The organism is Simplicispira sedimenti (assembly GCF_022760965.1).
In the GTDB taxonomy this organism is placed as follows: Bacteria; Pseudomonadota; Gammaproteobacteria; order Burkholderiales; family Burkholderiaceae_C; genus Simplicispira; species Simplicispira sedimenti.
The window spans coordinates 79,793-102,243 of the sequence record NZ_JAKVIJ010000002.1; the positions used below are offsets into that span (position 1 = coordinate 79,793).

General features: G+C 67.4%; 12 protein-coding genes. 9 read left to right on the top strand and 3 right to left on the bottom strand.

Going from position 1 to position 22,451, the window contains the following annotated elements; genetic code table 11:
• Window positions 1–24 precede the first annotated feature (24 nt).
• The 7 genes from MJ602_RS02860 (at window position 25) to MJ602_RS02890 (ending at window position 15,297) form a co-directional block, all read left to right on the top strand.
• Window positions 25–6,015, top strand: a complete 5,991-nt coding sequence (locus MJ602_RS02860; protein ID WP_243019327.1) for an alpha-2-macroglobulin family protein — start codon at window positions 25–27, stop codon at window positions 6,013–6,015.
• Window positions 6,016–6,067: 52 nt separating this feature from the next.
• Window positions 6,068–8,329 carry a penicillin-binding protein 1C gene (gene pbpC, locus MJ602_RS02865; protein ID WP_243019328.1) on the top strand — a complete coding sequence of 754 codons (2,262 nt, stop codon included), beginning with the start codon at window positions 6,068–6,070 and terminating at the stop codon, window positions 8,327–8,329.
• 82 nt (window positions 8,330–8,411) lie between these two features.
• Entirely contained in the window at window positions 8,412–10,694 is a 2,283-nt protein-coding gene (locus tag MJ602_RS02870; RefSeq protein WP_243019329.1) for a sensor domain-containing diguanylate cyclase, read from the top strand.
• Between the two features lie 168 nt (window positions 10,695–10,862).
• The gene (locus tag MJ602_RS02875; RefSeq protein WP_341474726.1) at window positions 10,863–12,026 is read left to right on the top strand and encodes an alpha-hydroxy acid oxidase; all 1,164 of its coding nucleotides are present in this window, start codon (window positions 10,863–10,865) and stop codon (window positions 12,024–12,026) included.
• Between the two features lie 9 nt (window positions 12,027–12,035).
• Window positions 12,036–13,265: a DNA polymerase IV gene (dinB, locus tag MJ602_RS02880; RefSeq protein WP_243019330.1), complete on the top strand. Its 1,230-nt coding sequence runs from the start codon at window positions 12,036–12,038 to the stop codon at window positions 13,263–13,265.
• A 93-nt stretch (window positions 13,266–13,358) separates the two neighbouring features.
• Window positions 13,359–14,921 (top strand): methyl-accepting chemotaxis protein, encoded by a 1,563-nt coding sequence (locus MJ602_RS02885; RefSeq protein WP_243019331.1) that lies wholly within the window; start codon window positions 13,359–13,361, stop codon window positions 14,919–14,921.
• Window positions 14,922–15,027: 106 nt separating this feature from the next.
• Window positions 15,028–15,297, top strand: a complete 270-nt coding sequence (locus MJ602_RS02890) for a hypothetical protein (RefSeq protein WP_162017321.1) — start codon at window positions 15,028–15,030, stop codon at window positions 15,295–15,297.
• 37 nt (window positions 15,298–15,334) lie between these two features.
• On the opposite strand, the gene queF is transcribed toward MJ602_RS02890, so the two are convergent.
• From queF to MJ602_RS02905, 3 genes are all read right to left on the bottom strand, one after another.
• Window positions 15,335–16,180: an NADPH-dependent 7-cyano-7-deazaguanine reductase QueF gene (gene queF, locus MJ602_RS02895; RefSeq protein ID WP_243019332.1), complete on the bottom strand. Its 846-nt coding sequence runs from the start codon at window positions 16,178–16,180 to the stop codon at window positions 15,335–15,337.
• 61 nt (window positions 16,181–16,241) lie between these two features.
• Window positions 16,242–17,018, bottom strand: a complete 777-nt coding sequence (yaaA, locus tag MJ602_RS02900; protein WP_243019333.1) for a peroxide stress protein YaaA — start codon at window positions 17,016–17,018, stop codon at window positions 16,242–16,244.
• Between the two features lie 158 nt (window positions 17,019–17,176).
• Complete coding sequence (locus MJ602_RS02905; RefSeq protein ID WP_243019334.1) at window positions 17,177–20,161, bottom strand: Rne/Rng family ribonuclease; 2,985 nt, start codon at window positions 20,159–20,161, stop codon at window positions 17,177–17,179.
• A gap of 590 nt (window positions 20,162–20,751) precedes the next feature.
• Here MJ602_RS02905 and MJ602_RS02910 point away from each other — a divergent pair.
• Window positions 20,752–21,783 (top strand): RluA family pseudouridine synthase, encoded by a 1,032-nt coding sequence (locus MJ602_RS02910; protein WP_423246681.1) that lies wholly within the window; start codon window positions 20,752–20,754, stop codon window positions 21,781–21,783.
• Window positions 21,780–22,451, top strand: a complete 672-nt coding sequence (locus tag MJ602_RS02915) for an HAD family hydrolase (protein WP_243019336.1) — start codon at window positions 21,780–21,782, stop codon at window positions 22,449–22,451. Before MJ602_RS02910 ends, MJ602_RS02915 begins: the two co-directional genes overlap by 4 nt.

A 22,451-nucleotide genomic window follows, 5' to 3' on the forward strand; every position in this document is an offset into this window, starting at 1 on the left:
AGGTTCTATTCGTGAGGGGGCAGTGTGAAATCCATCCCAAAAAGTCTCTGGCTGCTCGGCCTGCTGGCCGCTGGCAGCGCCCAGGCTTTGCAGATCACCCAGTTTTCGCCGCAGGGTGAGGTGGCGCGGGTGCGCCAGGTGGTGGCCAAGTTCGACAGTGCCGCCATCACCTTCGGTGATCCCAAGGCCCCGGCGCCGCTGGAACTGCGCTGCAGCGACGCGCAGGTCAGCAAGGGCACGGGCCGCTGGACCAGCGAGCGCGAATGGGTGTATGACTTCGAGCGCGACCTGCCACCGGGGGTGCGCTGCACGGCGCACATCAAGTCTGACTTCAAATCGGCCTCTGGCGCCCCATTGAAGGGCGCTGCTAGCTATCAATTCAATAGCGGCGGGCCTTTCGTGCAGAACCTGCGTCCCGGCACCTACGAGCCCATCGACGAAGAGCAGTATTTCGTGCTGCAGCTCAACGGCCCCGCCACGCTGGAGAGCGTGCAGGCCTATGCCTGGTGCCAGCTCGACGGCGTGGGAGAGCGCGTGCCGGTGCGCCTGGTGGATGGCAAGGAGCGTGCGGCCCTGCTCAAGGCCCAGGGCCTGGAGCGACGTGCGGCGCAGGAGCCGCTGGCGGTGCAGACGCTGGCCTGCGCCCGGCGCTTTACGCCTTCGACCAAGGTGCAGTTGGTGTGGGGCAAGGGGGTGGCCACGCCCAGCGGCGTGCCCAATGCGGTGGAGAAGCGCTTCACCTACCAGGTGCGTGCGCCGTTCACCGCCGAATTCACCTGCGAGCGCGAAAACGCCCAGGCTGCCTGCCTGCCGATCCGCCCGCTCACGGTGACGTTCAGTGCCCCGGTACCGCGCAAGCTGGCGGCGGGCCTGCGGCTCAAGTCGGCCCAAGAGGTGGTCAAGCCCCGGCTGCAGGAAGACGACGGCGGCGAGGCGCAAGCACACCAGGCCGACGAGCTGGTGAGCAGCGTGCAGTTTGCCCCGCCCCTGACCGAGAGCACGACCTACGCGCTGGAGTTGCCCAAGGACCTGAAGGACGCCTCGGGCCGGCCCCTGGCCAACGCGCAGAGCTTTCCGCTCAAGGTGGCTACGGGTGGTTTGCCGCCGCTGGCCAAGTTTGCCGCGTCGCCCTTTGGCATCGTCGAGCGCTTTGCCGAAGGCCCGCAGGGCCCGGCGCTGTTTCCCGTCACGCTGCGCAACGTGGAGCCCGACCTGCGCGTGCAGGGGCTGCAGGCGGGCACGGACGCTCAGCCGCCCCGTGGCAAGGTCAGCACGCTGCGGCCCACGCAGGACGCGGACATCATTGCCTGGTTCCACAAGGTGCAGCGCTACGACCGCTTTTTCATCGACCGCAGCCAGGCGCGGCGCGAGGTGAAGGGCGCCCTGCCCAAGGTGCTGGAGCAGGAGGACAAAAGCGTGGTGCAAACGCGCATGCTCTCGCTGCTGGGCGGCCAGCCGGGCGTGCGCGCGCTGGACCTGCCCCGCCCCGACAAGGGCGATAAGCGGCCTTTCGAGGTGGTGGGCATCCCGCTGGCGCCGGGCTTCCACGTGGTTGAGATCGCCTCGCCGCTGCTGGGTGCCTCGCTGCTGGACGAGCGCCATGGCAAAGAGCGCACCATGTACGTGCGCAGCATGGCCCTGGTCACCAACCTGGGCGTGCACTTCAAGCTGGGGCGCGAGAACGCGTTGGTGTGGGTGACCTCGCTCGACCGGGGGCTGCCCGTGGCGGGCGCGCAGGTGCGTGTGTCCGACTGCAGCGGCAAGGAACTGGCCACCGGCACCACCGATGCCCAGGGCCTGGCGCGGATCGAAGGCCTGTCACCCGAGGCGCCTTATTGCGAGAACGGCGGTGACGCTGGCGCCGGCTACTTTGTCAGTGCGCGCCTGCGCGGCACCGACGGTGTGGAAGACATGGCCTTTGCCTGGAGCGAGTGGCAGCGCGGCATCGAGCCCTGGCGCTTCAACCTGCCCACCAGCAGCGGCCCGCAGCCGGATGCGCGTGCGCACACCGTGTTCGACCGCACGCTGCTGCGCGCCGGGGAAACCGTGTCCATGAAGCACCTGCTGCGCACCGAAACGCGCAAGGGCTTTGGCCTGCCCGAGCGTCGGCCGGACACGCTGGTCATCACCCATGTGGGCAGTGGGCAGCAGTACACGCAGCCCTTGCAATGGCGCAAGACCGCCACCGGTGGCCTGAGCGCACACAGCGAATTTGCCGTGCCCCCAGCCGCCAAGCTCGGTGTGTACGAGGTCGAACTGCGCGGCGAGCAGATGGACATGTACCTGACCTCGGGGCGCTTCCGTGTCGAGGAATTCCGCCTGCCGGTGCTGGAAGGGCGTGTGGGCCCGGCCGACAAGGGCCCGCTGGTCAACGTGCGCACGGTGCCTGCCAGCGTGCAGGTCAACTACGTGGCGGGTGGCGCGGCGGCCCAGTTGCCGGTGCGTGTGTCTGCGTTGGTGCGGCCCAAGTGGCTGCAGTTTGGTGACTACGAGGAATTCAGCTTCCGCCCCCCCCGCAACCGCCAGGCTGCCGCAGCTGGCGACGGCGAGGAAGAAGAGGCCGCCAGCCAGGATGCGCGCGTGGTGGCCGACAAGCTTGCGCTCACGCTGGACCGCAATGGTGCAGGCCGCGTCGTGCTGGAAAACGTGCCGCGCGCCCCGGCGGCGCAAGACCTGCTCATCGAAGCCACCTATGCCGACCCCAACGGCGAGGTGCAAACCCTGCGCAGCACCCACACGCTCTGGCCTGCGGGAGTGCTGGCGGGCATCAAGACCGAAGGCTGGGCCTCGGCCAACCAGAAGCTGCGCTTCCAGGCCCTGGCGCTCACCCCCGATGGCAAGCCCGCTGCCGATGTGCCGTTGCAGGTGCAGGCCATCGCACGCATCACCACCAGCAGCCGCAAGCGCATGGTGGGGGGCTTTTACAGCTACGACCATCGTGTCGAGACCAAGGACCTGGGTACCGTCTGCACCGGCCAGAGCGACGCGCGCGGCCTGCTGCTGTGCGAAGCCAAGATCGACCAGAGCGGCGAGGTGGAATTGGTGGCCACGGCACGCGACAAGGCCGGCAACACGGTGGATGCGGCGTCGTCCGTGTGGATCACGCGCCAGGGCGAGCTGTGGTTTGGTGGCGAGAACCATGACCGCATCGACCTGCTGCCCGAGAAGAAGAGCTACCAGCCCGGCGAAACCGCGCGCCTGCAGGTGCGCATGCCCTTCCGCTATGCCACGGCGCTGGTGGCGGTGGAGCGCGAAGGCATCATTGCCACCCAGGTCGTCGAGCTGACCGGCAAGGACCCCACAGTGCACCTCAAGATCGAGGACGGATGGGGCCCCAATGTGTACGTCAGCGTGCTGGCGCTGCGCGGCCGACTGCGCGACGTGCCCTGGTACAGCTTCTTCACCTGGGGCTTCAAGGCGCCGCGTGAATGGTGGGCGGCCTTCTGGTACGAGGGCAAGGAATACGTGGCACCCACGGCGCTGGTGGACCTGTCCAAGCCCGCCTTCCGCCTGGGCGCGGCGGAACTCAAGGTGGGCACCAAAGGCCACCAGATCAACGTCAAGCTCAACGCCGACAAGGAGAGCTACCCTGTGCGTGGCAAGGCCCAGGTCACCATCACGGCCACCTTGCCCAACGGCAAGCCCGCAGCCCACGCCGAAGTGGCGCTGGCTGCAGTGGATCAGGCGCTGCTCGAACTCATGCCCAACACCAGCTGGAACCTGCTCGACGCCATGCTGCAGCGCCGCAGTTGGGGCGTGCAGACATCCACTGCGCAGATGGAAATCATCGGCAGGCGCCACTACGGCCGCAAGGCCGTGCCCGCGGGCGGCGGCGGTGGGCGTGCACCCACGCGCGAGCTGCTCGACACCTTGCTGCTGTGGGAGCCCGCGCTCCAGCTCGACGCCAACGGCCAGGCCAAGGTGACGGTGCCGCTGAACGACGCGCTCACCACCTTCAAGATCGTGGCCGTGGCCGACGCCGCCACCGGGCTCTTTGGCACGGGCAGCACGTCCATTCGTGCCACGCAGGACCTGCAGATCATCAGCGGCCTGCCACCGCTGGTACGTGAGGGCGACCAGTTCCGCGCCCAGTTCACGTTGCGCAACACCACCAAGGCGGCCATGCAGGTGGAAGTGGCACCGCGCGCCACGCTGCTTGAGCTCAAGCCCCAGACCGTGGACATCCCTGCGGGCGAGGCGCGCGAGCTGGCCTGGATGGTGACCGCCCCCGAGCAATTGGGCCAGACCCGCGCCCAGGCCCTGCTGTGGGAGGTGCAAGCCAAGGCCCAGGGCGGCGGGGCACGCGACGCCCTCAAGGTCAGCCAGCGCATCATTCCCGCCGTGCCGCTGACAGTGCAGCAGGCCACGCTGGTGCAGGTCGATGGCAGCTACACGCTGCCGGTGCAGGCACCCGCTGACGCGCTGCCCGAGACCGGTGCCAAGCGCGGCGGGCTCAAGCTCGCGCTGCAACCCAAGCTGGCCGAAGGCCTGCCCGGCGTGCGCGACTGGTGGGCGCGCTACCCCTTTGCCTGCCTGGAGCAAAAGACCAGCAAGGCCGTGGGCCTGCGTGACGCCAAGCTCTGGCAGACCGTGGTGGCGCAACTGCCCACCTACCTGGACGGCGATGGCCTGGCCCACTACTTCCCGCCGCGCGACGGCGACACGAACCGGGGCAGCGACACGCTCACGGCCTATGTGCTCGCCGCCACGCACGAGGCTGCCGCGCTCAACCCCGCCTTCGCCTTGCCCGACGACGTGCGCGCACCCATGGAGCGCGGGCTCACTGCCTTCATCGAAGGACGCATCGAGCGCAGCTTCTGGAGCCCGCGCAAGGACCTGGACATGCGCAAGCTCGCCGCCATCGAGGCGCTGTCGCGCTACGGCAAGGCGCAGGGCCGCATGGTGGCCAGCATCACCGTGGCGCCCAACCAGTGGCCCACGCACAGCGTGATCGACTGGCTCAACATCCTGCGCCGCGTGCAGGACGTACCCCAGCGCGAACAGCGCCTGCAGGAGGCGCAGCAAATCCTCAAGGCCCGCCTGTCCTACCAGGGCACCAAGCTGCTCTTCAGCACCGAGCAAGACGACTACTGGTGGTGGCTCATGCAGAACGGCGACGTCAACACCGCGCGCCTGCTGCTCGCCGTGATGGACGATCCGGCCTGGAAGGACGACATGGGCCGCCTGGCCAACGGCTTCATCAGCCGCCAGCAGGGCGGCGCCTGGCACACCACCACGGCCAACCTGTGGGGCGGGCTGGCGCTGGAGAAATTCAGCGCCAAATTCGAGGCCACCCCGGTGTCTGGCACCACCCGCGCCAGCCTGGGCGGCGCCAGCGCCAGCGTGGACTGGAGCAAGGTCGAGCGCATCAAACCCAGCGACGCCAGCGGCGCCGCGCACCAAACCACCTGGTTTGGTGCACCGGCAGCCCCCGGCATGCTGCGCGGCAACGGCATGTTCCTGCCCTGGGGTGCGGGCAAGGAGCAGCTTTCCGTCGCACACCAGGGGCCGGGCAAGCCCTGGCTCACCGTGCAATCGGTGGCGGCCATCGCGCTCAAGGCACCGTTCAGCGCGGGCTACCGCATCGCCAAGACGGTGACTCCCATCGAGCAGGCCAACAAGGCGCTGCCGCCAGGCCAGTACACGCGCGGCGACGTGTTGCGCGTGACCTTGGAGGTCACCAGCCAGACCGACATGACCTGGGTCGCCATCACCGACCCCGTGCCCGCAGGAGCCACCATCCTGGGCAGCGGCCTGGGCCGCGACTCCGAGATCGCCACCCAGGGCGAGCGGCGCAGCGGCGCAGGCTGGCCTGCTTTCGAGGAGCGCAGCTTCGAGGCCTTCCGCAGCTACTACGAATACCTGCCCAAGGGCACCGTCAAGATGGAGTACACCGTGCGCCTGAACAACGTGGGCGACTTTGCCCTGCCCCCCAGCCGCGCCGAGGCCTTGTACGCGCCGGAGATGTTTGGCGAGGTGCCGAATGGGCGGGTGCAGGTCGTCCCAGCGCAATGATGGCCGCACAGGGACTGGGCCGGATCTTCAGTGCATGAGGTACAGCACAGGCATGGGGCTCGCAAAGTGGTGTCTGGTGCTGTGTGCGGCCGTGTGCGCGCCTGTGGCCTGGGGCCTGCCCACCTTCGACGAAGTCCGCCGCGCGCACCAGCCCTCGGAGGTGCTGGTGCTCTCGCGTGAGGGGGAGGTGCTGCAGCGGCTGCGCACCGATGCGTCGGTACGCCGGGGTCAGTGGGTGGCCTTGCCGGAGGTGTCGGCAGCGCTGCGCCAGGCCATGTTGCTCAGCGAGGATCGGCGCTTTTATGAGCACAGCGGAGTGGACTGGCGCGCCGCATCGGCGGCGGCCTGGGGCAATCTGTGGAACACGCGCACGCGGGGTGCCAGCACGCTGACCATGCAGTTGGCGGGCCTGCTCGACGAAGACTGGCGCCAGGGCCCCGGTGGGCGCAGCGTGGCGCAAAAGCTGGGGCAGACGGTGGCGGCGCAGGTGCTGGATCGGCGCTGGCGCAAGGACCAGATTCTGGAGGCCTATCTCAACCTGGTGCCCTTTCGTGGCGAGGTGGTGGGCATTGATGCCCTGGCGCGCACGCTGTTTGGCAAGGCGGCGCATGGGCTCGATGCCCAGGAGGCGGCGCTGGCGGCGGCCCTGGTGCGCGCCCCCAATGCGCGTGCCGCCCAGGTGGCGCAACGGGCCTGCGGTGTGTGGCGTGAGATGCAGGTGGCCCCCACCCGTACCGGCCGGGCACCGCCGGTTGCGGCGCAGGCCGCAGACTGCACCGCGCTGGAGATGTTGGCCCATGCCGCGTTGCAGCGCCGCGCCTGGCCCGCCAGCGAAGGCGTGGCTCCGCATGCGGCGCGCCGTGCGCTGGCGCAGGCCCAGCAGGGTGGGGTCTCCCCAGGCGCGCAACTGCGCACCACGCTCAGCGCGCCGCTGCAGCGTTTTGCGGTGCAGTCGCTCACCCAGCATCTGCGTGAACTGCAGGGCCGTCAGGTGGAAGACGGGGCCGTGCTGGTGCTGGACAACGCCAGCGGCGAGGTGCTGGCCTGGGTGGGCTCGTCGGGGGCCCTGAGCGGAGCTGCCGAGGTTGATGGCGTGCTGGCGCTGCGCCAGCCGGGTTCCACGCTCAAGCCGTTTCTGTACGCGCAGGCGCTGGCCGAGCGCAGGCTCACGGCGGCCTCGCTGGTGGAAGACTCACCGGCGCAGATCGCCACGCCGGGCGGGCTGTACATCCCGCAGAACTACGACCGCCAGTTCAAGGGCTGGGTGTCGGTGCGCACGGCGCTGGCCGCGTCGCTCAACGTGCCTGCGGTGCGCACGCTGGTCATGGTGTCGCCCGACGCGTTCTACCGGCAACTGCAGGCGCTGGGCCTGCCGCTGCGCGAGAGCGCGGGCTACTACGGCTACAGCCTGGCGTTGGGCAGTGCTGAACTGCCGTTGCTGCCATTGGCCAATGCCTACCGCGCGCTGGCCAACGGCGGGCGCCACAGCCCGGTGGCGCCGCTGCTGCGCGCCGAGCGGCCCGTGCGCCCTGCGTTCACCCGGGCGGTGGATGAGGGCGCCGCCTGGATCGTGGGTGACATCCTGGCCGACCCGCTGGCCCGTGCGCGCACCTTCGGCACCGACAGCGTGCTCGCCACCCGCGCCTGGACGGCGGTGAAAACCGGCACCAGCAAGGATATGCGCGACAACTGGGCCATCGGCTGGTCCAGCCGCTATACCGTGGGCGTGTGGGTGGGCAACGCCAGCGGGGCGCCCATGCACGAGGTCAGCGGTACCAGCGGGGCGGCGCCCATCTGGGCCGCACTTATGGCGCACCTGCATGCCCGCAGTCCCAGCCGCGCCCCGGCGGCGCCTGCGGCGCTGGTGCGTCAGCCGGTGCGCTTTGGCGCCGGGCCGGGTGCGGAGGTGCCGCTGGAGGCCGCGCGCACCGAGTGGTTTGTGGCGGGCACGCAGCAAGCATTGTTTGCTATTAATAATGTAGCTGATAGCGCTTATTTGACGAGCGCAAAAGGCCAATTTGGCTTAGATTCCGAGGTGATGGGTGCGGTGCGCATTGCGGCGCCCGCGCCGGGCAGCATCGTGGCATTGGACCCCGATATTCCACCGCAGCACCAGCGCGTGCACTTCATGGCCTCGCCCGCCTCGGCGCCGGGCCTGCGCTGGCGCATGGATGGCAAACCCCTGGGCCGGGGCGCGCAAGTGGCCTGGCTGCCGTGGCCAGGGCGGCATGTGGTGCAGCTGACCGATGCGCGGGGGCGGGTGCTCGACGAGCTGCGCATCGAGGTGCGGGGCGCAGGGGTTGCCCGGCGCTGACACCCTGGTGTCGGCGCTCTGACAGCGGCGTGCGTCTCGCTACTTCGCCCCTACAATCCAGAGCGCACACCCCACCAACGCGATGCGCCGATTCCTATCCCAACGTCCGATCTGGCTCGCCCTGCTGCTGAGCATGGGGATTGGATCGATGGTGGCGCGCACGGTCTGGACCATGCGCCAGGACGAGTGGGCCTTTGCCGAGCGTAACAACGCCAATCTGGTGAAGGCGCTGGAGCAGTCCCTGGGCTGGACGCTCAGTGCGATGGACCAGTCGCTGCAGGACGTTGCGACCAAGCTGGAACATCCCGAGGTCATGCAACTGCAGCAGGAAGTGCGCAACACGGTGCTTTTTGACCGCCCCCTGCGTGCCGCCGGCATCATGGATGTGTATGTCATCAACAGCCAGGGTGAAATCGTCATCGACTCGGGCGCCATGCCGCCGCGCACGGCCAACTACGCTGACCGTGACTATTTCCAGGCCTTGATGCGGGGCGAGAAGGAAGGCCTGGTGATCGGGCAGCCTGTGCTGGGCAGGGTCACGCAGACCTGGATGTTGCCGGTGGCACGGGCCTACCGGGGGGAGAATGGGCGCGTGGCCGGGGTGGTGGTCAGCTCCATCCGACTGAGCTATTTCAACGAGTTGTTCAAATCACTGGACCTGGGGCCGGGCAGCGGTGTGAACCTGTTCCTCGGTAGCGGCACCATCGTCAGCCGTTATCCCTATGGGGATGACCATGTGGGCAAGTCCCTTGCCGGTACGCCGAACATGCTGCGGTTTTTGTCGGAGCGCTCGGGCAGCTTCGTGGGGGTGGCTGCGCTGGATGGTGTGGAGCGTTTCTATACCTTTCGGCATGTGGGGCCGTATCCCCTGGTGGTGAACGTCGCCCAATCGACCGATGTGATTCTGGCCGACTGGCGCAAGAGCGCCTTGCAACTGTCCTTTTTTGCCCTGGTGCTCATGGCCGGTTGCGTGGGCTTGGCTGTCTTGTTCACGCGCGAGCTGGGGCGTCGCCAGCAGGTGGCCAGCCAGCTGCAACAGGCAGAGCACTACCTGCGCACTATTCTGGACAACCTGCCCTCGACCATCAGCTATTGGGACCAGGAGCAGCGCAACCGTTTCATCAACAAGACCAGTCGCGAATTCTTTGGCAGCCCCCCCGAGGCGCTGCAGGGCAAGACCGCTGCCGAAGTGCTGGGCGCCGATGGCTACGCCATGGTCCAGCCCTATGTGCTGCAGGCGCTGCAGGGCCACCCCCAGGTGTTCGAGCGCACCGTCACCACGGCGTCGGGCGAGGTGCGGCACGTCCACATCACCTACACCCCCGATTGCGAGGGGAACGATGGTCCGGTGCGCGGCATGTTTGCGCAGATGACGGACATCACCGAACGCAAGCGCATGGAGGAGGAGCTGTTCAGCGAAAAGGAGCGCATGCGCCTGACGCTCCAGTCCATTGGTGATGCGGTGCTGTGTACCGATGCGCAGGGGCGTGTCACCTATATCAATCCGGTGGCCCAGCGCATGTCCGGCTGGCAGGCCTTCGATGCGGCGGACCAGGATGTGGATGTCGTGGCACCGCTGTATCGCAACAATGGCGAGCGCGTGGAACCCAGCCCGGTGCGCCAGGCCCTGGGGTCGGGGAAGCCCTGTGGTCCTACGCGTGGCGTGGTGCTGCACCGCAAGGACGGACACCGCTACGTGGTCGAGGAAACCGCCAGCCCCATCACCGATCGCCACGGTCACCTCAATGGTGCAGTGATGGTGCTGCACGACGTGACCGAAACCATGGCCCTGGCCGAGCGCATGGCGCGCCTGGCCCAGTACGACGCCCTGACCGATCTGCCCAACCGCGTGCTGCTGCAGGACCGCGCACGCCAGGCGCTGGCGTTGGCGCGGCGCGAGGGCAAGTCGCTGGCCGTGATGTACATCGACCTGGATGGCTTCAAGCAGGTCAATGACCGTCTGGGCCACGACCTGGGTGACGAATTGCTGGTGCAGTTTGCACGCCGCATGCAGGCGGCGGTGCGTCAGTCGGACACCGTGTGCCGCCAGGGGGGCGATGAGTTCGTGGTGCTGCTGCCGGGCCTGGACGGGCCGCAGCAGTCCGCGGTGGTGGCGCGCAAGGTACTGGCCGTGTGCCAGGCGCCGTTCGACCTGCAGGGCCACGAAGTCCGCGTGGGTCTCAGCGCAGGGCTGGCGCTGTTCCCGCAGCACGGCAGTGCCTTTGAAGAACTGGCGCGTCACGCCGACACCGCCATGTACGCGGCCAAGCGTTCCGGGCGCATGCAGGTGCGCTGCTACGCGGGGGAGGCGCAGGAGCCTGAATTGCTGGCTCAGGCCTCGGACAGCACCTCCGAGCTGGTTTGAGTTGCTATTAAAACAATAGCTGCCAGCGCTCTTGTCGACTGCCTTGAGGCCAATTTGGGTCTTGAATGCAAATTTGGTCCAAGGCGCGAAAGTAATTTTTGATGGCCTGGCGCCAGCATGCGACCTACCATTGCGGCCAACCAGAACCAGACCCCCAAGGAGATCCGCGTGCCCGACCTGTCCACCATCACCTGCATCGAAGACCTGCGCCGCATCGCCAAGCGCCGCGTGCCCCGCATGTTCTACGACTACTGCGATTCGGGCTCGTGGACGGAGGGCACCTACCGCTCCAACGAGGAAGATTTCCAGAAGATCAAGCTGCGCCAGCGCGTGGCCGTGAACATGACCGGGCGCACCACGCGCACCACCATGGTGGGCCAGGACGTGGCCATGCCCGTGGCGCTGGCGCCCACGGGCCTGACCGGCATGCAGCACGCCGACGGCGAGATCCTCGCGGCCCGTGCGGCGCGCGATTTCGGCGTGCCCTTCACCCTCTCGACCATGAGCATCTGCTCCATCGAGGACGTGGCCCAGCACGCCGGCCCCGGCTTCTGGTTCCAGCTCTACGTGATGCGCGACCGCGACTACATCGAGCGCCTGATCGACCGCGCCAAGGCCGCCGGCTGCTCGGCCCTGCAGCTCACGCTGGACCTGCAGATCCTGGGCCAGCGCCACAAGGACATCAAGAACGGCCTCTCGTCGCCCCCGAAGCCCACGCTGGCCAACCTCATCAACCTGGCCACCAAGCCGCACTGGTGCCTGGGCATGCTGGGCACCAAGCGCCGCACCTTCGGCAACATCGTAGGCCACGCCAAGGGCGTGGGCGACATGTCCTCGCTCTCGTCCTGGACGGTGGAGCAGTTCGACCCCGAGCTCAACTGGGGCGACGTGGAGTGGATCAAGAAGCGCTGGGGCGGCAAGCTCATCCTCAAGGGCATCATGGACGCCGAGGATGCGCGCCTGGCCGTGGACAGCGGCGCCGACGCGCTCATCGTCAGCAACCACGGCGGCCGCCAGCTCGACGGCGCGCCCTCGTCCATCGCCGCGTTGCCCGGCATCGTGCAGGCCGTGGGCAAGGACATCGAGGTCTGGATGGACGGCGGCATTCGCAGCGGCCAGGATGTGCTCAAGGCCCGCGCCCTGGGCGCGCGCGGCACGCTGATCGGGCGCAGCTTCCTCTACGGCCTGGGCGCCTACGGCGAACTGGGCGTGATGCGTGTGCTGGAGATCATCCGCAAGGAGCTCGACCTCACCATGGCCTTCTGCGGCCGCACCGACATCAACCAGGTCGATACCTCCATCCTGCTGCCGGGAACGTATCCGACGGCTTGAGGTGAAACAATGGCGGCCGTGACCGCCACCGACAGATCCTTGCCGCGCCGCATCGCCCACCTGGACATGGATGCCTTCTATGCCAGCGTGGAACTGCTGCGCTACCCGCAACTCCAGGGCCTGCCCGTGGTGATCGGCGGCGGGCGCCGGGCCTGCGACAGCGTGCTCACCACCGAAGGCTCGGGCCTGCCGCTGCACGAGATTCCGCGCTCCGCCTTTCCGCTGCTGCAGGGCTACACCGGGCGCGGCGTGATCACCACCGCCACCTACGCGGCGCGTGCGTTCGGCGTGGGCTCGGCCATGGGGCTCATGAAGGCCGCGCGCCTGTGCCCGCAGGCCATCCTGCTGCCAGTGGACTTTGACGAGTACCGACGCTATTCGCGCCGTTTCAAGGAAATCATCACCGACATCGCGCCGGTGATGGAGGACCGGGGCGTGGACGAGGTCTATATCGACTTCACCCACGTGCCCGGCGGCCAGCGCGAGGGCGGGCGCGTGCTGGCGCGGCTGATCCAGAAAAGCATCTTCGACGCCACGGGCCTGACCTGCTCCATCGGCGTGGCGCCCAACAAGCTGCTGGCCAAGATGGCGAGCGAATTCCACAAGCCCAAGGGCATTTCCATCGTGCACGAGGCCGACCTGCAGGCGCTGGTCTGGCCGCTGGCCTGCCGCAAGATCAACGGCATCGGCCCCAAGGCCGACGAGAAGCTGGCGCGCCATGGCATCCACACCATCGGTGAATTGGCGGCCCGCCCGCGCGACTGGCTGGTGCAGCATCTCGGCAAGGCCACCGGTGCCTGGCTGCACGACGCCGCGTGGGGCCGCGACGAGCGCCCGGTGGTCACCGAGAGCGAGCCCGTGAGCATGAGCCGCGAAACCACCTTTGACCGCGACCTGCACGCCGTGCACGACCGCGCCGAACTCGGCGCCATCTTCACCGACCTGTGCCAGCGCGTGGCGCAGGACCTGCAGCGCAAGGGCTACGTGGGCCGCACCATCGGGATCAAGCTGCGCTACGAGGATTTCCGCGCCGTCACCCGCGACCAGACCATTGCCGAGCCCACGCACGACGCGGCGACCATCCGCCGCGTGGCGGGCCTGTGCCTCAAGCGTGTGCCGCTGCAGCGGCGCATACGCCTGCTGGGGGTGCGCGTGGCATCCCTGGTGCCGGTGGCGCCGCACAGCGCCGACAGCATGCCGCCGGGGCGGGAGCAATGTTCCACCCTGGGTCTTTTCTGACAATCCGGGTTATTACGTAAATTTTTGTGTCAGCATACAGGTGCACAATGGTTCGCACCGTTTCAGTGCTGAACCTTTCGGCTGGACTTACCTATGCGCGTCAACCTTCCCGTCACCAACAACGAATACGATTTCCCGGCCGACGAACTGCTGATGTCCACCACAGATACCAAGGGGGTGCTGACGCACTGCAACGCGCCCTTTGCACGGGTCAGTGGCTTCACCATGGAAGAACTCATGGGCCAGCCGCACAACATGATCCGCCACCCGGACATGCCGCCCGAGGCCTACAAGGATATGTGGGCCACCATTGGGCGCGGCCGCAGCTGGACGGGCTTTGTGAAGAACCGGCGCAAGAACGGCGACTTCTACTGGGTGCAGGCCCATGTCACGCCCATCATGCGCGAGGGCAAGCCGGTGGGCTACCTGTCGGTGCGCACCAAGCCCACGCGCGAGCAGGTCCAGGCCGCCGAGGCCTTGTATGCCCGCGTCAAGCAGGAACGCGAGTCCGGACGCCAGACCATCCGTATCCATGCGGGCGGCGTGCGCAGCACCAGTGTGTGGGACAACGTTCGCAGGGCGTATCGCTCGGGCCCCACGCTGCGCTTGACGGCCATGATGCTGCCGCTCATGCTGGTGTCCCTGGTGCCGGGCTGGATGGGCTGGAACGACGGCATGGCCGTGGCCTTGCAAACCCTCGCCTGGTTGGTGGTGGCGGGCCTGGTGCTGGCGCGTTACCACGTGAGCATGACGCTGCCCATCCGCAGCCTGCGCAGGCTGCTCAACGGCATGGCCAGCGGTGATCTGACCCACCGTGAGCCCACCCTGCCCATGACCCATGTGCTGGGCAAGGTCATGATGCGCGTGCAGCGCCTGCAGCTCAACATCCGCGCGGTGGTGGGCGATGCGATGGAGGAGATGGAGAAGTTCAGTGCGGTGTCGGCCGAGATGGCGCAGAGCGCGCTGGATTTGTCCGGCCGTGCCGAATCCCAGGCCAGCAGCCTGGAAGAATCTGCCGCCGCCATGGAACAACTCTCTGCCACGGTGGAAAACTCCAGCGAGGCCGCCCAGAAGGTGGTGCGTGAAAGCCACCACAGTGCCGAACTGGCGACCCAGGGCGGGCAGGCGGTGAATCAGGTCAGCCAGGTGGTTGGTGCCATCGAGCAGTCTTCACGCAAGATGGGGCAGATCATCTCGACCATCGAGGGCATCGCCTTTCAGACCAACATCCTGGCGCTCAATGCAGCCGTTGAGGCCGCGCGTGCGGGTGAGCAGGGGCGTGGCTTTGCTGTGGTGGCAGGGGAGGTGCGCAGCCTGGCGCAGCGCTCGTCCGAGGCTGCCAAGGAAATCCAGGCGCTCATCAACGAGTCGGCCAGCAACATCGGCCGCGGTGCGGGCCTGATGCAGTCGGCCAGCAAAACCATCGAACAGGTGGTGCAGTCGGTGGCGCACGTCAATACCCTGATGGGCCAGATGGGTGTCGCAGCGCGCGAGCAGGCAGAGGGCATCTCACAGGTCAACGAGGCCGTTACCCTGCTCGATCGGGACACCCAGCAGAACGCAGCCTTGGCGGAACAATCGGCCGCAGCATCCCGCGTCATGAGTGACAGTGCTGCCGTGTTGGGCCGTACCTTGGAAGTGTTCCGCGTGCATTGAAGCTCGGCTGCGGGCAGGACGGGTGTTCGGCTGAGGCCGCACCCGCTCCTTGACGAAAACTTACGTCAGTCTTACATTGGAGTCCCCGTCGCGCCGGGAGACTCCAATGACCCTCGAAGAGCTGCAACGCATCAAGCAATGGCATGTGGACCACAAGGCCGAGCATCCCTTGGAATACTACTTGTGGGATGTCGTGCTGACACTGTGGCTCATGGGCTGGGTGGGGTGGTTTCCCGCCTACCTGTTTGACCAGTGGTGGGGTGTTCCCTTGTGTTGCTTGGGTATGCTGATTCCCAGCATCTATGTCACTTGGCGCAGCAGCGCGCACCGGCGCCACAAGCTGCGCTGCGACTGGCTGGATTTTCGTCGTTCGTGACCCGCCCTGGGGCGGTTGCTTGCAGCACCCAAGGCGCTCACTGGCGCGCAGTACGGATGTTCTTGGGCATCGCCTGCGGGTGGCTGGTGCGCCAGGGGTTGATGTCCAGGCCCCCGCGGCGCGTGTAGCGCGCATACACCTCCAGTTTGATGGGCTTGCAGCGCGTCCATAGGTCCATGTAGATGCGCTCCACGCATTGCTCATGGAATTCGTTGTGGTTGCGAAAGCTCACGATGTACTGCAGCAGCCGTTCCTGGTCGATCTGTGGGCCGCTGTAGGCGATGCGCACGCTGCCCCAGTCGGGCTGGCCGGTGACCAGGCAGTTGCTCTTGAGCAGGTGGCTCACCAGCACCTCGCTGACCGGCGCTTCGTCCATGGCAGCGCGCAGCAGCTCGGGCGCGGGCTGGTAGGTGTCGCATTCGATGTCCAGCCGGTCCAGCAGCAGCCCGTCGAGCTCGTGCAGCGGCTCCTGGTCAAACTGCTCCGGCAGCACCAGGCGCACGCCCACGGTGCCCGGAGTTTCGGCGCCACGCCAGACGGCCTCACTGATATCGGCGCGCAGGCGCGCCTGCACGTCCTGTGCGGTGGCAAAGCGCGTGTTGTTGTAGCTGTTGAGGTAGAGCTTGAAGGACTTGCTCTCCACAATGTTTGGCGTCTCGCACGGTACGGTGATGTGTGCAAGGGCCACCTGCGGCTTGCCGCGCTCGTTGAGCCAGGACAGTTCAAACGCCGTCCACAGGTCTGCGCCGACAAAGGGCACGCTGCCCGTGATGCCGATCTCAGCCCGCTTGGGCGCACGCGCCAGGGGGAACAGCAGCGAAGGGTCGTACTGATCGGCGTAGGCCGACGCCTTGCCCAGTGGGGATTGGTCTGGCGAATGCATGGGAAATTGATTTTGCTATAAAAATGATAGCTTTTAACGCTTGTTTCGCGGGCGCTAGAGGCTACTTTAGCCTGCGTCTGAACACCATCCGGTCGGTGCTGGAGGCGGCGGCATCGTGGGCCCAGCCTTCGGCGTCGAAGCCCCGCAGATCCTCTGGTTTGCGTGCCCGCTGCTGGATGGCGTGGCGGGCCATCAGCCCGCGTGCGCGCTTGGCGTGAAAGCTGATGATTTTCCAGCTGCCGCCTTTCCAGTCCTCGAACACGCATTCGACCACGCGTGGACGCAGCGCCTTGCGGTCCACGGCCTTGAAGTATTCCTGCGAGGCCAGGTTCAGCAGCACCGGCGCCGGGTCGTCGGCCAGGCGCTGGTTCAGGTGCTCGGCCAGCCGGTCACCCCAAAACTGGTACAGGTTGGCGCCCGCCGGCGTGGCCAGGCGCGTGCCCATTTCCAGGCGGTAGGGCTGCATCCAGTCCAGTGGGCGCAGCACGCCGTACAGGCCGCTGAGGATGGCCAGGTGATCCTGGGCCCAGTCCAGGTCGCTGCGTGCCAGGCTGCGCGCGTCCAGCCCTTCGTACACATCGCCGTTGAAGGTCAGCAGGGCAGGGCGTGCGTTCTTTGCCGTGAAGCGGGGTGACCATGCCGCATAGCGCGCCACGTTGAGTGCGGCCAGCGCATCGCTCAGGTGCATCAGCGAGGCCACCTGCTGCGGCGCCAGGGGGCGCAGCACCTCGATGAGTTGCGCGGCCTCCTGGCGAAACTCCGGCAAGGTGTGCGGCAGCTCAGCGGGCAGCGGGGTGTCCAGGTCGAGTGACTTGGCGGGGGAGAGCATGATCAGCATGGCAGAGGTGGGCGGCAAGGGGGATGACAACAGCTTTCAGCTTAGCGCCGCTGGACCGCCCTGGCGCGGTCGCCGCGGCAAAGCCACAGAAGGCACAAACCCTGCAAAAGGCCGCGGCTGCAACCTTGCAGGGTTTGCTGTATGCCTTGCGGCTCCGGTCAGGCGGCTGGACCTTGCTCTTGCTCGAACGGCAGGTGCAGATCGCGCAGGTCGCGGCGGGTTTCCACCAGCACCAGCGGGCCTTCATCCAGCACCACGACAGGGGGGCGTTCGCGCGGCACGTGGATGGGGCGGGGCTCGGCGGCGATGGCCGCCTGCACGGCTGCGACCTTGTCTGCGTCGGACTGCACCCATTGCAGGCCGCTGCTTTGCGCGATCTGCTGCATTTCCTGCACCGGCAACTGGTAGGGCGCCACACGGGGCAGGCCTGCGCTTTGCGGTGCTGGCTGGGGTGCGGCGGCAGGGGCCGGTGCGGCGGGCGCTGCCGTGGCCTCTGTGGGTGCTGCTGCGACGATGGGCGCCTCGGCCTGCACGGGGGCGGGCGCTGCGTCTTCGGCAGGCGCTTGCACCGGCGCGGGGGCAGCGGCTGCAAAGTAGCTGCGGCGCGGCGGCTCGTCCGTGGCAGGTTCGGCTGCTGGGGCGGCGTGGCTGCCCGTCAGGTCGATGTCCAGCAGGTTGCCGCTGTCGGCCTCGGTGCTGGGTGCGGCGGCCTGATCGTTGCGCTCACCGCGCTCGCGCCGGTTGCGGCCATAGCGGTCACGCGAGCGGCGCTGACGGGGCTCGCCGCCTTCGGCCGAGGTGTTGCCCGGAATCTCATTGCCGGTCAGATCCAGGTCCGGCAGCAATTCCTGAGGTGCCGTGTCAGCAAAACCGGTTTCGGCCGTGCTGGTGTCGGGTGCCGGGCGGGGCTGGCGCTCACGTCCCTCGCCACGCGGGCCGCGTTCACGGCGGCCGTTGCCGTTGCGGGGGGCGCGTTCGCTCGCGTTCGCATCCGCTGCGGCGGTTTGGGGTGCCTCGGTGGCGTTCAGACCGGTGTCGTTGGCCTGAGGGGCGCGGGCCTCTGCATCGCGGCGCGGACGGTTGCCCTCGCGGTTCTCGCGCGGTGGGCGGCTTTCGTTGCTGCGTACTTCGCCATTGCGTGGCTCGCGCTCGGTGTTGCGCTCACCACGGCGGCCGCGTCCGTCGCTGCCGCCTTCGCGACCGGCGCCGTCACGGGGGCCGTTGCGTTCACCCTGGCGCTCGCCGTTGCGTTCACCACGGCGACCGCGTCCGTCACGCCGGGGCTCGCGGGCGCCGGGTTCTGCGGCGGGCGCAGGGCTGGCCGGTGCCACGGGTGCGGGGGCTGCAGGGGCCGAGGGGCCGAAGCCAAACAGGCTCTTGAGCCAGGAGAAGAACCCTTGTTCCTGCGCGGGAGCCGCCGGAGCCGCAGTGCCAGCAGCCTTGGGGGCGTTGGCCCGAGGGGCCGCCGCGCCAGCGCCCTGGGGGGCGTTGCGTGCGGGACGCGGTGCGGGTTCGGGGCGGGGCTCGGCCACCGGTGCGGGGGCATCGGGCAGCACGCCCTTGATCACGGGCGTTTGCTTGTTGGTGGGCTCTTGCGAGCGGCGCGTGACGGCGGTGGGGTCCTCGAATTCCTCGGCGAGCTTGTAGCTGGCGTCGAGGTGGTCCAGGCGCGGGTCGTCGTGCTTGAGGCGTTCGAGCCTGTAGTTAGGCGTTTCCAGCGTCTTGTTGGGCACCATGAGCACGGCCACGCGCTGCTTGAGTTCGATCTTGGCGATCTCGGTGCGCTTTTCGTTCAGCAGGAAGGAGGCCACTTCCACGGGCACCTGGCAGTGCACGGCGGCGGTGTTGTCCTTCATGGACTCTTCCTGGATGATGCGCAGGATCTGCAGCGCGGAGCTTTCCGTGTCGCGGATGTGGCCCGCGCCGCCGCAGCGCGGGCAGGGGATGGAGGAGCCTTCGCTCAGGGCGGGCTTGAGGCGCTGGCGGCTCATTTCCATGAGGCCGAACTTGCTGATGTTGCCGAACTGCACGCGGGCGCGGTCCTGGCGCAGCGCGTCGCGCAGGCGGTTTTCCACTTCGCGGCGGTTCTTGCTCTCCTCCATGTCGATGAAGTCGATCACGATCAGGCCGCCCAGGTCGCGCAGGCGCATCTGGCGCGCCACTTCGTCGGCGGCTTCCAGGTTGGTGCGGGTGGCGGTTTCCTCGATGTCGCCGCCCTTGATGGCGCGGGCCGAGTTCACGTCCACGCTGACCAGCGCTTCGGTGTGGTCGATCACGATGGCGCCGCCGCTGGGCAGTTGCACGGTGCGTGCGTAGGCCGACTCGATCTGGTGCTCGATCTGGAAGCGGCTGAACAGGGCTGCGTCGTCGCGGTAGCGCTTGACCTTGCCAGCGTGCTCGGGCATCACGTGCGACATGAACTGGTGGGCCTGTTCATAGATGTCGTCGGTGTCGATGAGGATGTCACCGATGTCGCTGTTGAAGTAGTCGCGGATGGCGCGGATGACCAGGCTCGATTCCTGGTAGATCAGGAAGGCGCCCTTGCCGCCCTTGGCTGCGCCGTCGATGGCGCTCCAGAGCTTGAGCAGGTAGTTCAGGTCCCATTGCAGTTCGGGGGCGCTACGACCGATGCCGGCTGTGCGCGCGATGATGCTCATGCCGTTGGGGTACTCGAGCTGGTCCATCGCCTCCTTCAGCTCGGCGCGGTCCTCGCCCTCGATGCGTCGGCTGACGCCGCCGCCGCGCGGGTTGTTGGGCATCAGCACCACGTAGCGCCCGGCCAGGCTGACAAAGGTGGTCAGCGCTGCGCCCTTGTTGCCGCGCTCTTCCTTCTCGACCTGGACCAGCAGCTCCTGGCCTTCCTTGATGACGTCGTTGATGCGCGCCTGGGAGGGCGAGACGCCTTCCTTGAAATACATGCGCGAGATTTCCTTGAAGGGCAGGAAGCCGTGGCGGTCTTCGCCGTAATCGACGAAACAGGCTTCCAGGCTGGGCTCCACGCGGGTGACCACGGCCTTGTAGATGTTGCCCTTGCGCTGTTCGCGCCCTTCGATTTCGATTTCGTAGTCGAGGAGCTTTTGTCCGTCGACGATGGCCAGGCGCCGTTCTTCGGGCTGCGTGGCGTTGATGAGCATCCGCTTCATGAGCGTTTTCCTTCTTCCAGTGGCGGGACGCGCCTGCGCAGCAGCACTCACGCCGCGCGGCGACCGACCCGCTGATTCCAAACACATGACAGGCTCTTGCTGAGCCAACAATGCCTGGACTGACGCTCTGGAACGAAGGGAATTGCCAAGGATGCCGCAATACCCCGCACAGCTTCTAGCTCTGCGGGGGCGGCAAGGGCGCGTGGATGGGGGCGAAAAGCCTGACAGTACGCTCAAATGCTACAAAAAATGTAGCTGGTTGCGCAGGCTGGAAGGGCGCTGGAGCATGATTTGATGCCCATGCCGCAGGCAGGCGCCTACGCCACAGTGCTTGAACCATCATGACCAGTGCCCACATGTTCGCTTCGATCCTCCGGCAGGACGGGCCCGGGTGGGGTGGCCTGCCAGATGGGGTATTCCGTATCGGTGTTCCAATGTGTCAGCCACCCGTGCGCCACACCGGCCATGGCAGGCAATGGGCCTGTCATCTGCTGGTGCGACACCCGCCGGCATCGACCTGCCTGCGCATGGGGAAATGGCCGCGTGGACTAAACTCCAGACGAATCAACCACTTACAAAACACTGCGCAGGTGAAACACATTATAGGGGCCAAACCGCTGCCGCGGGCGACGACACGCTCGCAAACCCCAGGCACTGCTGCACCATCGGCGGTACGTACCGTGGAGGTCGATGCCGAATCGGCGGGCCAGCGGCTGGACAACTTTTTGCTGCGCCAACTCAAGGGCGTGCCCAAGACCCACGTCTATCGCATCATCCGCAGTGGCGAGGTGCGCATCAACAAGGGACGCGCCAGCGCCGACACCCGGGTCAATGCGGGCGACCAGGTGCGCCTGCCGCCCGTGCGTTTGTCCGAAAAAATGGCCGACAAGGCCGAGCGCCCTGCACCGGCGCGCGAATTCCCGCTGCTGCTGGAGGACGAGCACCTCATTGCCATCGACAAACCCGCAGGCACGGCCGTGCATGGTGGCAGCGGCGTGAGCTTTGGCGTGATCGAGCAACTGCGCCAGGCACGACCGCAGGCCCGCTTTTTGGAGCTGGTGCACCGGCTGGACCGCGAAACCTCGGGCATTTTGCTGGTGGCCAAGAAGCGCAGCGCGCTCACGCAGTTGCAGGACCAGTTCCGCCAGCGCGAGACCGGCAAGACCTATCTGGCCCTGGTGGTGGGCGCCTGGCCTGCGCGCAAAAAGCTCATCGACACGCCGTTGCACAAATACCTGCAGCCCGATGGTGAGCGCCGCGTGCGCGTGACCACGCCCGAGGACCCTGATGCCATGCGTGCCATCACGCTGGTCAAGGTACGCAGCATGCTGCCCGAACGGCCCGATGCAGGCCTGCCCGCGTTCACGCTGCTGGAGGTCACCATCAAGACCGGGCGCACGCACCAGATCCGCGTCCACCTGGCCAGCCAGGGTCATCCCATTGCCGGGGACGAAAAATACGGCGACTTTGAGCTCAACCGCCAGTTGCAGCGCCAGGGCCTCAAACGCATGTTCCTGCACGCCTGGCGGCTTCAGTTCGACCACCCCGCCAGCGGCGCGCGCACCGAACTGCTGGCACCACTGCCGCCCGATCTGGCCATTTTTGTTCACGACACACCATGAATTCCATCGCCCGTGCGCGCCGCTTCGACCTGATCGCTTTCGACTGGGACGGCACGCTGTTCGACTCCACGGCCATCATCGTGCGCAGCATCCAGGCCGCCGTGCGCGACGTGGGCGGCGCCACCCCCAGCGTACAGGCGGCCTCCTATGTCATTGGCATGGCGCTGCCGCAAGCGCTGGCCCACGCTGCGCCTGATGTGCCGCCCGAGCGCTACCCCGAACTGGGCCAGCGCTACCGCTACCACTACATGCAGCACCAGGACGACCTGAGCCTGTTCGATGGTGTTCTGCCCCTGCTGGAGCGGCTGCGCGAGCGCGGCCATCTGCTTGCGGTGGCCACCGGCAAAAGCCGCCGTGGCCTGGACGAAGCACTGCGCAGCGTGAGTCTGCGCGGTGTGTTCGATGGTTCGCGCACCGCCGATGAAACCGCCGGCAAGCCCCACCCGCTGATGCTGCAGGAGCTGATGGCCGAATTCGACGTGCCGCCCGAGCGCCTGCTCATGGTGGGCGACACCACGCACGACCTGCAGATGGCGCTGAACGCGGGCTGCGCCAGTGTGGGCGTGAGCTATGGCGCGCACGAGCCCGAGGCCTTTGCGGCGCTGAATCCGCTGCATGTGGCGCATTCGGTGGCTGACCTGCACGCCTGGTTGGATGGAGCGGCATGA

What these genes read in the sequence shown, in the direction of transcription:
- pbpC (WP_243019328.1), top strand. Translation starts at nt 6,068, where the DNA reads ATGGGGCTCGCAAAGTGGTGTCTGGTGCTGTGTGCGGCCGTGTGCGCG.
- MJ602_RS02870 (WP_243019329.1), top strand. Translation starts at nt 8,412, where the DNA reads ATGCGCCGATTCCTATCCCAACGTCCGATCTGGCTCGCCCTGCTGCTG.
- dinB (WP_243019330.1), top strand. Translation starts at nt 12,036, where the DNA reads ATGGCGGCCGTGACCGCCACCGACAGATCCTTGCCGCGCCGCATCGCC.
- MJ602_RS02885 (WP_243019331.1), top strand. Translation starts at nt 13,359, where the DNA reads ATGCGCGTCAACCTTCCCGTCACCAACAACGAATACGATTTCCCGGCC.
- MJ602_RS02890 (WP_162017321.1), top strand. Translation starts at nt 15,028, where the DNA reads ATGACCCTCGAAGAGCTGCAACGCATCAAGCAATGGCATGTGGACCAC.
- queF (WP_243019332.1), bottom strand. Translation starts at nt 16,180, where the DNA reads ATGCATTCGCCAGACCAATCCCCACTGGGCAAGGCGTCGGCCTACGCC.
- yaaA (WP_243019333.1), bottom strand. Translation starts at nt 17,018, where the DNA reads ATGCTGATCATGCTCTCCCCCGCCAAGTCACTCGACCTGGACACCCCG.
- MJ602_RS02905 (WP_243019334.1), bottom strand. Translation starts at nt 20,161, where the DNA reads ATGAAGCGGATGCTCATCAACGCCACGCAGCCCGAAGAACGGCGCCTG.
- MJ602_RS02915 (WP_243019336.1), top strand. Translation starts at nt 21,780, where the DNA reads ATGAATTCCATCGCCCGTGCGCGCCGCTTCGACCTGATCGCTTTCGAC.